16 protein-coding genes are annotated in these 14,161 nt (G+C 52.8%); 1 reads left to right on the forward strand and 15 read right to left on the reverse strand.

Annotated elements, in window-relative coordinates; all coding sequences use genetic code 11:
- Position 1: 1 nt before the first annotated feature.
- The 10 genes from HV345_RS20770 to pmbA form a co-directional block, all read right to left on the reverse strand.
- Positions 2-742, reverse strand: coding sequence for a KDGP aldolase family protein (locus HV345_RS20770; protein ID WP_016151471.1), 741 nt, complete (start codon positions 740-742; stop codon positions 2-4).
- Positions 739-1,857: a DgaE family pyridoxal phosphate-dependent ammonia lyase gene (locus tag HV345_RS20775; protein ID WP_181636013.1), complete on the reverse strand. Its 1,119-nt coding sequence runs from the start codon at positions 1,855-1,857 to the stop codon at positions 739-741. Before HV345_RS20775 ends, HV345_RS20770 begins: the two co-directional genes overlap by 4 nt.
- A complete protein-coding gene (locus HV345_RS20780; protein ID WP_047358560.1) occupies positions 1,841-2,974 on the reverse strand; it encodes an amidohydrolase/deacetylase family metallohydrolase in 1,134 nt (377 codons plus the stop codon). Before HV345_RS20780 ends, HV345_RS20775 begins: the two co-directional genes overlap by 17 nt.
- Positions 2,975-3,032: 58 nt before the next feature.
- Positions 3,033-3,677 carry a DUF4310 family protein gene (locus tag HV345_RS20785; RefSeq protein ID WP_003830379.1) on the reverse strand — a complete coding sequence of 215 codons (645 nt, stop codon included), beginning with the start codon at positions 3,675-3,677 and terminating at the stop codon, positions 3,033-3,035.
- Positions 3,678-3,688: 11 nt separating this feature from the next.
- On the reverse strand, positions 3,689-4,465 hold the full coding sequence (locus HV345_RS20790) for a DUF4311 domain-containing protein (protein WP_005134210.1): 777 nt from the start codon (positions 4,463-4,465) through the stop codon (positions 3,689-3,691).
- 22 nt (positions 4,466-4,487) lie between these two features.
- Positions 4,488-4,787, reverse strand: a complete 300-nt coding sequence (locus tag HV345_RS20795; protein ID WP_181636014.1) for a DUF4312 family protein — start codon at positions 4,785-4,787, stop codon at positions 4,488-4,490.
- Positions 4,788-4,791: 4 nt separating this feature from the next.
- Positions 4,792-5,154 carry an SFCGS family glycine-rich protein gene (locus tag HV345_RS20800; protein WP_003830384.1) on the reverse strand — a complete coding sequence of 121 codons (363 nt, stop codon included), beginning with the start codon at positions 5,152-5,154 and terminating at the stop codon, positions 4,792-4,794.
- A 10-nt stretch (positions 5,155-5,164) separates the two neighbouring features.
- Positions 5,165-5,473 carry a PRD domain-containing protein gene (locus HV345_RS20805; protein ID WP_016151467.1) on the reverse strand — a complete coding sequence of 103 codons (309 nt, stop codon included), beginning with the start codon at positions 5,471-5,473 and terminating at the stop codon, positions 5,165-5,167.
- A gap of 330 nt (positions 5,474-5,803) precedes the next feature.
- Complete coding sequence (cybC, locus tag HV345_RS20810; protein ID WP_047358562.1) at positions 5,804-6,190, reverse strand: cytochrome b562; 387 nt, start codon at positions 6,188-6,190, stop codon at positions 5,804-5,806.
- A 47-nt stretch (positions 6,191-6,237) separates the two neighbouring features.
- Entirely contained in the window at positions 6,238-7,590 is a 1,353-nt protein-coding gene (pmbA, locus tag HV345_RS20815; protein ID WP_047358563.1) for a metalloprotease PmbA, read from the reverse strand.
- Positions 7,591-7,685: 95 nt separating this feature from the next.
- On the opposite strand from pmbA, the gene yjgA reads away from it, so the two are divergent.
- Positions 7,686-8,237, forward strand: coding sequence for a ribosome biogenesis factor YjgA (yjgA, locus tag HV345_RS20820; protein ID WP_016151465.1), 552 nt, complete (start codon positions 7,686-7,688; stop codon positions 8,235-8,237).
- Between the two features lie 63 nt (positions 8,238-8,300).
- Here yjgA and HV345_RS20825 read toward each other — a convergent pair whose 3' ends face one another.
- The 5 genes from HV345_RS20825 to mpl all read right to left on the reverse strand — a co-directional run bounded on the left by HV345_RS20825 (position 8,301) and on the right by mpl (position 14,068).
- Positions 8,301-9,617, reverse strand: coding sequence for a PTS sugar transporter subunit IIC (locus HV345_RS20825; protein ID WP_016155539.1), 1,317 nt, complete (start codon positions 9,615-9,617; stop codon positions 8,301-8,303).
- A 6-nt stretch (positions 9,618-9,623) separates the two neighbouring features.
- Entirely contained in the window at positions 9,624-10,313 is a 690-nt protein-coding gene (locus HV345_RS20830; protein WP_019078227.1) for a 6-phosphogluconolactonase, read from the reverse strand.
- A gap of 16 nt (positions 10,314-10,329) precedes the next feature.
- Positions 10,330-11,652 carry a 6-phospho-beta-glucosidase gene (locus tag HV345_RS20835; RefSeq protein ID WP_065554558.1) on the reverse strand — a complete coding sequence of 441 codons (1,323 nt, stop codon included), beginning with the start codon at positions 11,650-11,652 and terminating at the stop codon, positions 10,330-10,332.
- Positions 11,652-12,404 carry a MurR/RpiR family transcriptional regulator gene (locus HV345_RS20840; protein WP_049283031.1) on the reverse strand — a complete coding sequence of 251 codons (753 nt, stop codon included), beginning with the start codon at positions 12,402-12,404 and terminating at the stop codon, positions 11,652-11,654. The genes HV345_RS20835 and HV345_RS20840 overlap by 1 nt, the downstream gene beginning before the upstream one ends.
- Before the next feature lie 287 nt (positions 12,405-12,691).
- A complete protein-coding gene (gene mpl / locus HV345_RS20845; protein ID WP_016151460.1) occupies positions 12,692-14,068 on the reverse strand; it encodes a UDP-N-acetylmuramate:L-alanyl-gamma-D-glutamyl-meso-diaminopimelate ligase in 1,377 nt (458 codons plus the stop codon).
- Positions 14,069-14,161 lie beyond the last annotated feature (93 nt).

A 14,161-nucleotide genomic window follows, 5' to 3' on the forward strand; every position in this document is an offset into this window, starting at 1 on the left:
GTTAGCCTACGCAGGCCCGGGTCATCGCCATCAGCTGGCGCACGTCGTCCGGGCGAGTGTTACCACTCACCTTATCAATAATCGAACTATAGATGTGAGGAATGATTTTGCTCACTCCGGCATCCAGGGCGATCTGCAAAATTTCAGTGAAATTATCCAGATCGATACCGCCAGTTGGCTCCAGCCAGAAGTCATGGCGGGCGCAGGCCTGGGCAACTGCAATGTATTCCTCACGGCACTTCAGGCCGCCCATTGGGAAGTATTTAATCGAGCTCCCCCCCATGTCTTTGAGCAACGCAATCGCGGTTTCTACCGGCACAATGCCGTCCGGCGTCTGGCTGCTCAGCGGACCGGTGGAGATTTTCACCCTGCCCGGAGTGCCGGTTGGCGAGACCAGACCGTTGACCACCGTCTCCTGCTGACCCAGCAGCGCGCGGCTGGTCGCCACGCCGGTAAAGACCTGATTAACATGCTGTGGCTGCACCTGACGGGAGATTTCACTGACCATCGCCGACTGGTTTGGATCGCCCGCCCCCAGCCCCACGGAGAGGGCATTGTCGATAAGCGCTGCGTATTCACGCATATCCGCAACCGCGCTTGCGACATCCGGGTAATTTTTTGACAACACACCGACCAGCACGTGTCCTTCCGCCGCCGCGTAAATATCCCGGGCATTTTCTTTGGAGCCCGCCAGCACGTTCAGGCAGACGCGGTCGCGATAAAAGTTAGGGGTCAGTTTCATGCTTTTTTCTCCTGCGAAATCACTTCACTAATTCGACGGGCCACAATCTCCAGTTGCGCGCGATCCACGCTGCGCACATCGGCTTCGATAATGCCTTCGTTAGCTTTGTAACCACGGAAGTAAATCGCGTAATCTCCCTGCTTGAGCGCGTCGACCAGTTCACCTGTGGCGATGCCGGTTGTCGCTTCGTCAAACTTAATTTCGGTGCGCGCGATGTCGCGCCCTGCGCTGTCCCACACCACGCGGGCGCTTACGCCGTGAAGCTGGTTTAACGCATTAATGAACGGCGTCATTTTCTCGACCATCTCCGCGCCGCTCTCTTTCTGCGCGTTCAGATACAGTTCGATGGCGCAGGTCAGGCCAAGAATCCCCTCTTTGCCTACCTTCATCGCCCGACCAATCCCCGCGGTCTGGCGCTTCACCCACTCAACGTATTGGGTTTTGCCAATCACCAGGCCGCTGGTTGGCCCTTCAATCGCCTTCGCACCGCTATAAATCACCAGATCCGCACCAACCCGGTAGTAGCACTGCAAATCCTCTTCCGCTGCCGCATCCACGATTAGCGGCAGATTATGCGTACGCGCCACCACCGCAGCCTGTTCCACGCTGAGCATGCTTTTCTGGACGCAGTGGTGAGATTTGATATACAGAATGGCCGCCGTGCGTGGCGTAATGGCCGCCGCCAACTGAGTGGCGGAACATTCGTTGGCATAACCCGCTTCCACTAGCTTGCCGCCGCCGAGCGCCACCATGGTGCCAACCGGAGCGCCAAAGTTGACGTTGTGGCCTCTGGGCAGCACGATTTCGTTGTTCTCGATCGACGCGACGTGCAGGTTCTCCAGCAGCCAGTCGCTGTCCTTAACCAGCACTCCAGCCACTGACAGGGCGATTCCGGCCGAAGCGCAGGAGACGACGGTAGCCCCTTCCACCTCCAGCAATTTCGCAATGTAGTCACCGGTCTTATTGACCAGGTCTTTCATCTCAAAATATTGATTCATCCCCGCCATTGCGGCCTCAACCACTTCTGGTCGTGGCGTAGAAACGCCGAGCGCCGTCATGCGGCCTGAGGTGTTAATCACCTGTTTTAAATTGTATTTCTCAAAAATCGAAGGCATGTTCCGCGCTCCCTTGTTCGGTCATATAGCCCTTGCCCGCACGTATTGCGGCAAGCGGCACCAGCAGTTGTTCAGCCTGCAGGCTGTCGTTTTCTGCATCTACCAGCACGGTTGGCTGGCGCTTAAGCGTAAAGAGGGTTAAATCGGCATCCAGACCAACCTGCAGTCGCCCTTTCTGTTTCAGGCGCAGACCATCGGCGGCATTGGCAGTAACGCACTCAATGACCTGCGGTAGCGACATCCCAATGGCGAGAAATTTCGACATCACATTCGCCAGGGAATACACCGGGCCGCTGATACGGTTGCGACAATAAATATCGGAGCTGATGGTGTGCGGCAAAATGCCCAGACCAATAGCGCGTTTTGCCACCGCAAAGCTCAGGCTGGCGGTGCCATGCCCAACGTCCAGACGCACACCGCGTGAAATCGCCCGCGTCACTGACGCCCGCAACTCGCCTTGCGGCGTCAGAATGCGATTCGGCTTACCGTTGTAGCAGTGGGTAATGATATCGCCCGCGGTCAGGCGTTCGGCGATCTCATCCAGATCCGGCGGATTGTTGCCGATGTGCACCATCAGCGGCAGGTCACCGTTCTGCGCTTGCATCGCTTTGGCGCGCTCCAGCGGCGTAATGCCGTTTTCACCGACCACGCTGCTGCTCATGCGCGCCTTCAGGCCGACGATAAAATCAGGATGGCGCTTCACCGCCTGTCGCACCGCATCGGCGTCAATGTTGGCCATATTAGCCAGCTCGTTCTGGGCGATAAGCCCAACGCGGGAGATATTCAGCAGCGCATACACTTCGGTGGTCGCTTCCCGGGTCAGGGTATAAAAATCATCGATATCATCCGCCCCGGTACTGCCCGCATCCACCACCGTAGTAACGCCGGTAGCTATACCGACGCTGTCCGGCTGGTCGTGATAAATCGGGGATTTCGGGTAGCAGTGAACGTGGGAATCAATCCAACCTGCGCTGACGTAGTACTCGCCGCCCAGTTCGATGGTTTTCAGCGCCGGGCCATCAACGTCGCCCAACGCCGCAATTTTGCCGTCTTTGAGCGCAATATCGCTCACCGTATCGTCAACGAGGCGCGCACGGCGCAGGAGTAAATCAAACATCGCTCTCTCCTTTGCCGGATGGCGGCGCAATCGCCTCATCCGGCTTACAAATCAACAGTTAGCTAATGGCAATCGGGAAGATGGACCCGAGGATCATCGCCCCAAGGATCGCCCCGCCGGTGATCGGTTTCTGCCACAGGTAAAACAGCAGCGCGCCCGCCAGTGAACCGATGCCGATAGGGATAGACGCCGTCATCGCGCTGAGGATAATCAATGGTCCGAGGAAGCGGCCGGAGGCGTTACCGGCCCCCATCATGACATCCGCACCGTAGGTCGAGTCGCTCTGATTGATGGTGAACTTACGCGCCAGAATAATGATGTAGCCAATCGCCAGACCAATCACCAGACCGGTGACCAGCGACGCTGCGAAGTTGGCAACCGGGAAGATAATACCTGCGCCCAACAGCAGCGCCGGAACACCTAACCCGACCCCGGTCTGAATCGCCCCGCCAATATCCAGAATCCCCACCAGCGAACCTTCAATGATGCGGGCAAACAGGAAGCTTGCACCAAATGCCGCCACCGCCCCGTAGGAGCCGGTGTCCATTCCCGCCTTCAGCATCGCCACAAAAGCGACTTCGTTAAATGCGCCAATACCGTACAGGTAGTACATGTGCGTTCCGGCAAATACGCCAGAGGAGAGCAGGCCAACGAAGATCGGGAACGACCAGTCAGCGAACCAAAAACCTTTATTCTGTTCCATGATGGCCTCCGTTATTTGCCGCTGAGCGAGTTGTGGATCAGTTCGAGCCAGTTAGGCACGGTCAGATGGAAGGATTCGATCATCTTCATGTCGAAGCCGCGGAAGAAGCCGCTCAGGACAAACAGCGCGACGATAGCCACCATCATCACTTTAGTGACGTGGTTCCAGCCGCTCTCTTCCACGCCTTTACCGATCAGAATGCCAAGGACCAGACCCGGAACGGCGTTGCCCATAATCAGCTGCGCCGCGCCGCCAAAGACGGTGGCCCAGAAGCCTGATTTTTTACCGGCATCGATCGCCGCCAGCCAGAAGATCACCGGCATCACGGTGTTAACCAGCAGGTTAGCCGCAGGCACCAGCACCTTGACGGCAGTCACCTGCAACGCTTCCGGTACGGATGACGCCGTAAGATTCAGGAAGGTCACGACGATCATCCCGATAACGCCGCAGGCAATCGCCATGCGCTTGGGATCGTGCAGCGTTTCACCGACGTTGCGGTTTTTAACCATCAGCGCAGCAGCGCCCCAGTTGGGGATGATGCGATGGTCGACGTCCTGAGTGAACGCCCCCGCCGCAACGGAGGAAGCCCAGGCGTTAAAGAAGAAGCCCAGGCCGAACGAGAAGTGAGAAGCCGGATCCCCTTCGCAGGAATTCAGTTCTCCCAGAGTACGAAACGCGCCCATCCCTTGAGTGGTAGGCGCATGAAACATGCGTGCAGCCCCAGCGCCGACACCGACGCCAACCAGGCCGCCGATGATGAGCGATTTTATTAATATTATCAGGAACATAATTATGCCTTTTAATAAAGAATCAGCGTTGCGTAACGAAATCCACCTTGTCGAGATTGATGGCAGTCACGTTGACGGTCACGTCCAGCTCCACGCTGAAGGTGCGTCTTTCCCGGCGCAAAAAGAGGAATAAAAATGCCTCTTTGCGCACCGATTCACGCGCTTGAACAACCTGCACATCCTGTGGCTCAATACGCAGTAAGGTATGCGGCGACGCTTTCATCACCGCAGCCTGAACGTGGTTCAGGGCATCGGCAAAGGCGCGCGCTTTGGCCTCGCCCTTGCCAGTGACTCTCACCGTGGTGGTGAATTGTTCTTTCATGCTCTTAAGCGCCGTGTTTCTTTTGCCACGCCTGTACCAGACGCTCACCGAGTTCTTCTTTGTCCATAAAACCGAACCCCAGCACGTTGCAACCTTCGTTGATGGCAGTGACCCCTTCATCAACCGAGCGCATGCCGTATTTCGCCTTGTAGCCGTATTTGGTCTGCGCGGTAATCGCACCCGCGCCGCCACTGCCGCAAAACGAGATACCAAAGGTGGCGTTTTCCGCTTTCATCACGTCACCCAGCTTCATATCTGCCGCAACGCCCGGCACCACAACCGCACGGCCGCCCGCTTTCTCAACGCCTGCCGCCACTTTCTGGCCTTTACCCAGACGATCGCCAATCACTACGGTAATCTGTTCCATCTTTTGCTCCTTAAAGGTTGTCTTTCGCGACTTCGAAGTGCACCGACAGCAGCCAGGCCTCTTCCTCAGGAAGATTGCCAAACTCAGCGACCACGTCACGGGCAAGCGCCATTGATTCGGCAGAAATTTCATCAAACAAGCTGGCATCGACTTCTGGTAAGGGTTCACCCGTTACCGAGCGGTGCGCCATGGCGCGAACATGCGACGTCAGCATCTGTTCCTGTACAGCGTTGGGAATAATGTGGCGTTCACGCAGCAAGGCATACACCTGCGCCAGCATGCGGTCGGCCAGTTCCACCGATTCCCCCATGTCATTCATTACAGCTCCGTTATTCACTCGTCTTACCCCACTAGTGGCTCTGAGGGTAACTTAGCGGCGGGGGTTAAAAGTTTGTAGCGAGTTGTTTTCCACTTCGAAGTGGAAAGGGGCGCAGCGATAGTGATCTGTGCCGCAAAAAGGGCCGGGACCACGATTAATCACTGGAAGAATGTGATTGAGATCGCAAGAGTGAGCAGCAAAATGGAAGGAAATGCGAACAATGAATGGACGATAAAAATGAAAAAATGTGATGGGGATAGCGTTTACTTATGGGATGCAGGGGCGCAGCGTCTTATCCGGCCTACGGTTATGCAGGCCGGATAGAGTAGATTAGCGGAACTTCTTGTGGTTTTCGTTGCGCGTTTTTTTCAGGTCTTCCGCAACGGCTTTCGCCTCTTTGACTTTACCTTCGTTCGCCAGTTTAAGCGCGCCGTCAATCTGACCGATCAGCGTGTCAAAGCCGTGGCGGAAATCTTTCATCTCCGCACTGTCCGGGGATTTGCTCTCCAGCTTCGGTGGCGTTCCCTTTTGAGCATCCAGCGCGGCTGCACGCATTTTGGTCAACGCGTCTTTCAGTTCAGTCGCATTGTCCGTTTTTTCGACGACCTTCAGGTTGTCGTTGAGGATCCCCATGTCATCTTCGAGATCGGCTGCAAACGCAGAAGAACCAAGAACCAGCGTTGAAGCCGCGACGATCGCTAACAGGTGTTTACGCATTGCTCACTTCCTTTTTTATTATTAAAAAATTAACGCCTTAACGAGTATCATTGCCCGGCGATTTTCATCTCCGGTAACAATACCGAACCACACTGAATATTACTGCGCGTTTCAATATCGTTGCCTACGGTCACAATATTGCGCCACATCTCTTTTAAGTTCCCGGCGATGGTAATTTCACTCACCGGATACTGAATTTCGCCGTTTTCGACCCAAAAACCCGCCGCGCCGCGCGAGTAATCGCCGGTAATGCCGCTAACGCCCTGCCCCATCAGCTCGGTAACCACAAGACCTGTGCCCATCTCTTTGAGCAACTGCTCGAAGCTTAGACCCTGTCCCGGAATTCGCCAGTTGTGGATCCCGCCCGCATGACCGGTGCTCTTCAGTCCCAGCTTACGTGCGGAATAGTTGGTCAGCAGCCATTGGGTCAGCACGCCGTCTTTAACAATGTCACGGCGTTCGGTCCGTACGCCTTCGCTGTCGAACGGCGACGACGCCAGCCCTTTCAGCAGGTGCGGATGTTCTTCAATAGTCAGCCATTCCGGCAGAATTTGTTTGCCCAGCGAGTCGAGCAGGAAGGTGGATTTACGGTACACCGAACCACCGGCAATCGCGCCGACCAGATGTCCGAACAGCCCAGTCGCTACTTCGTTGGCAAAAATCACCGGCGCTTTCATGGTGGAAAGTTTACGCGGAGAGAGGCGAGATAAGGTACGGCGAGCACAGTCTGCCCCCACCCATTCCGGCGTTTGCAGATCGCCCATCGCCCGGCCAATGGTGTAGGCGTAATCACGCTCCATATCGCCATTTTCTTCCGCGATGACGCAGCTGGAAAGAGAATGACGCGTGGAGCAGTAGCCCTGCAGCATCCCGTGACTGTTACCAAACACTTTGATGCCATAGTGGCTGTTAAAACTGCCACCCTCGGTATTGGTGATACGCTTATCGGCCTGTAGCGCCGCCTGTTCAGCGCGGGCTGCCAGTTCGATAGCTTCGTCAGGGGAAACTTCCGCCGGGTGGAACAGATCCAAATCGGGCGCATCAAAGGCCAGCAGTTCTTTATCTGCCACGCCCGCGCACGGGTCCGGTGAGGTATAACGTGCAATATCCAGCGCGGCCTGCACGGTACGTGCAATCGCCTGCGGGCTTAAATCTGTGGACGATGCGCTGCCCTTACGGTTTTGGTGATAAACCGTAATCCCCAGCGCGCCATCGCTATTGAATTCTACGTTCTCCACTTCACCATAACGGGTGCTGACGCTAATACCCGTGGTCTTGCTCACAGCGACTTCCGCGCCATCCGACTTACCTGACGCTAATTCCAGTGCCGTCGAGACCGCTTCTTCCAGAATCTTACGCTGCGCTTCAACTTGTGAGATTACTTTCATCGCAAATGCCATAATGTAGAGAGAGTTTCTCTGAAGTCTAACAGAGAACCGTTTTTCAGTACGCATCTTAACTGGTAACATTAGCCTCTTTTTTTAAGGAGCCTGACATGACTAAGCAGCCCGAAGACTGGCTCGACGACGTTCCCGGTGATGACATCGAAGACGAAGACGATGAAATTATCTGGGTTAGTAAAAGTGAAATAAAACGTGACGCCGAGGAGTTAAAACACCTGGGTGTGGAACTGGTGAAACTGGGGAAAAACGCGCTGGATAAAATCCCGCTCGACGCGGATTTACGTGCCGCGATTGAGTTGGCCCAGCGTATTAAGATGGAAGGTCGCCGCCGCCAGCTGCAGCTGATTGGCAAAATGTTGCGCCAGCGCGATGTTGATCCTATCCGTCAGGCGCTGGACAAGCTGAAAAACCGTCACAACCAACAGGTTGTACTGTTTCACAAGCTTGAGCAACTGCGCGATCGCCTGATCGCCGAAGGTGATGATGCGGTAGCGGAAGTGCTGAACCTGTGGCCAAACGCCGATCGCCAGCAGCTTCGTTCTCTGGTTCGCAATGCGAAGAAAGAGCAAGAAGGCAACAAGCCGCCAAAATCAGCACGTCAGATTTTCCAGTATCTGCGTGAACTGGCGGAAAACGAAATCTAACCTCTTCGTCTGCAGAAAGTGCCGGATGATGTAAATACTTCATCCGGCCAGGATTCTGTGCTCTTACTGCTGGGGCTGCATTTCGCCCATAGCGTTCTCTGACTGACTCTCTTCATGCAGATACTGCTTATCTAAAATCTTCACGAACGGTGTATAAATCGCGGTGGCGATAACCAGATTCACTGCCTGTAAAACAATGCCTGAAATCCCGGTGGTGAGGAAACCAGAAATAAAGATCGGCGTTGTCCAGGGAATGGAGATACCAGAGGTGGGGGGAACCCAGCCGAATGCGATAACCACATAAGTAACCGTACACAGCACCATTGGGGTAATGATAAACGGGATAAGCATCAGCGGATTAAGCACGATTGGCAAACCAAAAATAACCGGCTCATTAATGTTAAAAATTGCCGCCGGTGCCGCCAGCCGTGAGAGCTGCTTTAATCGCGTACTTTTGGCAACCATAAAGATGCTAATCAACAGTGCCCCGGTAAAACCCGTACCGCCGGCAATCAAATAGACATCCCTGAACTGCTGAGTAATGATGTTGGTCGCTACCAGCCCGGCCTGAGTTTGCGCCAGGTTCTGCGCACTGAGCGTTTGCCAGATAGGCCCCATTACGGATGTCATGATAGAGTCGCCATGGATCCCAAAGAACCAGAAGAAACTGATCATCATCTCAGCAATCAGTTGCGATAAGAGGGAATTCCCCAGATACAGCAACGGCTGTTGCAGCATGACGCTGATAAATTTCCCCGGCGTACCAAAAGGCGTGTTCTCAAACAGCACCTTGACGATAATCCAGAACAGTAGCACTAAGAAGATAGGTACCAGCGATTTAAACGACCTGGCAATCTCTGGCGGGACACTCGCAGGCATCTTGATGGTAAAAGCCCTGTTTTCCAGAAACTGAACCACCTTGATGGTGACCACAGTAACGATAATCCCTAAGAACATCGATTCAGAGCTAAAGTCGAGCAACGCGTAAGCATCGGCGACGATTTCTCCCGATCCTGTCGTAATATGACCAGGCGACATTAAGAAGAAGATCGCCACCGGTAAAATAGCGGAACTTTGGCTGAGATTAAGCTTTTCAACTAACTCCTTTGAGAAGGTGATAATCACCAGCAGCGTCATTAATCCGTAGCTGGCGTTAATCCCGTAATTGAGCTTATCCAGCACGCCTTCCCCTAACAGCGAACTCATAAACTCGTGATAGCCGTTAACAGGAAAGTTGGTTAACAATACGAAAAATGAACCGACAATCAAAAAGGGAATTAGGGCAATAAACGCATTTTTTAGTGCGGTCAGGTAGATGTTTGACGAGATTTTCTCGGCCAGTGGCAACATCTTTTGTTCGAGTAGAGAGGTTATGCTCATGCCCGCTTACCCTATAAGGTTTTTTGTCACGTAATAATTAACCTGCGGGAACTGCTTGATATAGATGGCAGGAACCTGAGTGTGGTGCGCATCGCCGTTAACAATCTCCTGATAAATATCTTTTTTCGCATCGTGGTTGATGATGACAATCACTTTTCCAGCCTTGATGATTTTATTCAGTCCGACGGTAATACCCTCGGTGAGGGTGACATCTCCGGAGAAGTATTTATGGCTGGCGACGTTAATTGTTACGTCATCCAGTTGAGTTTGTAGATAATCCTCATCAAACGGCACGCCCGGCTCGTTTAAGCCGATATGCCCGTTCATTCCCACGCCCAGAATTACATAGTCAAACTCTTCACCGTTGAGCGCGGTTTGGTAATGGGCAATATTTTGTGCCGTAGAGGCAAACGGATTGAAATGGACTAACCGCACCGGATAAGCACATTTGTGCACAAAGTCCTGATTAATCATGTTCAGGCAGCTGCCATCTGATTCGCTGGGCACGTTGACCCACTCATCCAGCGCAAAGAAGGTAAGGCGTTCGGCAAACGGTGTCGCTGCCAGTGCTTCGTAAATCCAGTGAGGCGTGCTACCGGAGGGGATCAGCACGCGAGAATGTGGTTTGAGCGCGGATAGCTCACTAACGACCTGTTCAGCCAGCGCGGCATTGGTATCAAACGTTGTACATTTCATCCGTTTCTTCTCGCTATTAAAGTGATTCAATCTTTTTGGCGAATAAAGGAAGATACTTTTTATTGGCCAGCAGCATCTCTTTGACTAACGCCACGCCCGAAGTGTCGCTTGAGCATAATGGGTTGAAAATAAAGCCTGAAATAAGCGCTTGATAATCGCCGGTGGCGGCGGCTTTGACGATCAGCGCTTCATAGTCTTTCATCATGGAAACAATCCCTTTCGCAGGAGATGGGATCTCGCCAGTACAAATTGGAATCGGACCATTACGGGTAAGCACACAGTTCACTTCAACTACCGCCTCTTCCGGTAAATTAGTGATAGCACCGCCGTTACGAACGTTGACGGTTTGAATGCTCTTATCGTCGAGGTAAATAGCGCGAATAACGTTCAGCGCGGCGGTGGAATAAAGCGCGCCGCCGCGGGCTTCCAGCTCTTTAGGCTTATCCTGAAGCGTAACGTCGCTGTATTTTTTAAACAGTTCGGCTTCGATATTTTTGACGATCTCACCCCGTGATTGCTCGGCTGCTTCCTGCTCGGCCAGCATTTCAGTCGTCTTGAGGTAGTATTTTAAATAGGAAGAGGGGATCAGATTGGCGGCGGCCAGCAGCTCTTTATTAAACTGCTCATTGCTGATGTTTTTAAAGCTCAGTGCATCGACGTCGGCGGCGTTGATTATCTCGATGGCTTCGCGGGTACGGTCGACGCCGTTATGCAGAATTTTGGTAATAAAGTTCATATGGTTGGAGCCTTTGAACTCGACGTATAAATCCTCTACGTTGGCATTCAGCAGCCCGGCCACCTGATGGGTCATATTGACAGGACCATTGCACAGGCCGATGACCCGATTGTTGTGGCTGTATTTGAGTACCGCTTCTGTCACCATGGAAGCTGGATTGGTGAAGTTAATCAGCCAGGCGTTTGGACAAATCGCCTTCATTTCATTCGCTATTTCAATGATGACCGGAATGGTGCGCAGAGCTTTGAACATCCCGCCCGCGCCGTTGGTTTCCTGGCCAATAAAACCGTATGACTTCGGCAGTTTTTCATCAACGATTCGGGCATCGATACCACCGACGCGCAGTTGAGTCACCACGAAGTCGGCACCCAGCAGCGCTGTTTTGCGGTCAAAAGTTTGGATGACATCAATTGGTAAATTTGCTTTGGCAAGCATTCTTTTGGTGAGATCGAAAATGATGTTCATTTTCTCTTTACCCATTTCAACGTCGACAAAAGCGATGTGAGAGATGGGAAGCTGGTGGTAGTTTTTAATTACCCCTTCAATCAGTTCTGGCGTATAGCTGCTACCCGCGCCAATCACCACGAGTTTTAGTTTTTTCATTAGTCTTCTACTTTTGAATTAAATTTCAACGACACTTTTCTGACATTGGATAAATGGAAAAGCATAATATCCACGATGGCTATCTGGATCGGATAGCTTATATTTTCGAAAGCAGTATCTTTAATAATGGCGTTTTTGTAGATCAAGACTGCATCGGCCTTAAGCGCCAGCGTAGAGTTTTCCCGGCTGGTAATCGCGGCCACCTTGATGCCGTTTTTTCTGGCATTAAAAATTATCTCTTCCAGCATTTCTGACTCACCGCTGTTGGAAACAATCAGCATACAATCGTTAGCGGTCAGAAAGCGGCTGCGGACATTACAGTTGGTGTAGTCGGTTTCATTGAGGATATTAAAGCCCAGCACCATCAAATTATAGCTAACATAGTTCGCCACGCTATCTGATGTACCGTATCCCCAGGTGATAATCGTATTGCAGTCGGACAAAAAATCACAAAAGACTTTGACTTTATTCTCAGACACTCTGGTTAAAGCATCCTGCATTTCTTGTATATATTCGCTAACAAACGCGTTATGGTGCTGCGAGTTTTGCGTTCTGGAGAATACGTCCCGAATGTTGACCTTAAACTCCTGGAAATTATTAAAGCCTAATTTCTTTACCAACTTAGAAATAGATGGCGCGGTAGTATAAACGCGATCTGCCAGTTCATGAATTTTCATTTTATAAACATCAGCAGGGTTCTCCTGACAGAATTTATAAACTCGCAGTTCATTATTGGTTAAATTTTTTCGCATGGAGCGCACCTTTTATTATGTGGCACTTACGCCACATTGGCTCTCGAGGGGATATTAGCAAGGGAAAAGCGGAAATAGATTTTATGATTTAGAAATTAATTTCTGCGATCTGAGTTATAAATTTCCATATGGAGGCTTCCCATTCCGTTGAGAAGTATGGCGTAACCAGAAGGCCGGATGGCAACGGAGATCGTGCTCCTGAGAAAGTGCCGGATAACGGTGTAAACACCTTATCCGGCCCACAACGGATCGTAAGCCCGGTAAGCGTAGCGCCACCGGGCATTTTTTTACTCTTCTTCTGCCTGGGCTTTCTTCGCCAGGCCATCCAGCAGTTTTTGATGGATGCCACCAAACCCGCCGTTACTCATCACCAGGATGTGATCGCCAGGCTGTGCAGTTTTCACCACCATATCTGCCAGCGCATCCACATCGCCACTCCAGTGCGCAGGCTGAACGCAGGCTTCAGCGACTTCTGCTACCTGCCACGGAATATGCGGGGGTTGCAGCAGGAACACTTCGTCCGCACGCCCTAGCGACGGCGCCAGGTCATCTTTGCACAGGCCCATTTTCATGGTGTTCGAGCGTGGTTCCAGCACCGCGATGATGCGCGCCGTGCCCCCCACTTTACCGCGCAGCGCCGCAAGCGTTGCCAGAATGGCCGTTGGGTGATGGGCGAAATCGTCATACACCGTCACGCCATTGGCTTCGCCGCGCAGCTCAAGACGACGACGGGCATTGATGAACGAGCCCAGCGCATTGGCTGCATCTGCAGGCACGACGCCAACATGGCGCGCGGCAGCAATCGCCATCAGACCGTTGTGCATGTTGTGCTCACCTACCAGGCCCCACTTCACCACGCCAACATTTTCACCGTCCAGCCACACTTCCCATTCGGATGCATCAGTGGTCAGCTTTTTCGCCTGCCAGTGACCTTGTTCACCAACCAGCTCTTGTTCGCTCCAGCAGCCCATCGCCATCGTCTGTTTCAGATTGATGTCGTTTTCCGGGTAGATAATGCGTCCCTGGCCCGGCACGATACGCACCAGGTGGTGGAACTGTTTCTGGATCGCTTTCAGATCGTCAAAAATATCCGCGTGATCGAACTCAAGGTTGTTGAGGATCAGCGTACGCGGGCAGTAATGTACGAATTTAGAACGCTTATCGAAGAAGGCGCAATCGTACTCATCCGCTTCAATAACGAAGAAGTCGCTCTCACCCAGGCGCGCGGAAACCTCAAAGTTACCCGGTACTCCGCCGATCACAAAGCCAGGCTTATAGCCGCAGGCTTCGAGGATCCAGGTCGCCATTCCGGCGGTGGTGGTTTTGCCGTGCGTCCCCGCAACCGCCAGTACCCAACGATCGCGCAGTACAAAGTCATGCAGCCACTGCGGGCCGGACATGTACGGAATGTTCTTTTCCAGCACCGCTTCCACACACGGATTACCCCGGGTCATGGCATTGCCAATGATCACCAGGTCCGGCTGCGGATCGAGCTGGCTGGCATCGTAACCCTGAATCAGATCAATGCCTTGCTTCTCAAGTAAGGTACTCATCGGCGGATACACATTGGCGTCCGAACCGGTTACTTCATGACCGAGTGAGCGCGCCAGCATCGCCAGACCGCCCATAAAAGTGCCACAAATTCCCAAAATATGAATGCGCATACGTCACTATCCTTTTTTAATCTGGGGGCCATTTTACGCACATGTCCGGCAAGTGAGAAACGCATTTCAGGATATTCCGTAGTTTGCTGGCGC

The sequence above is a fragment of the Citrobacter sp. RHBSTW-00986 genome, from assembly GCF_013783065.1.
Taxonomy (GTDB): Bacteria; Pseudomonadota; Gammaproteobacteria; order Enterobacterales; family Enterobacteriaceae; genus Citrobacter; species Citrobacter braakii.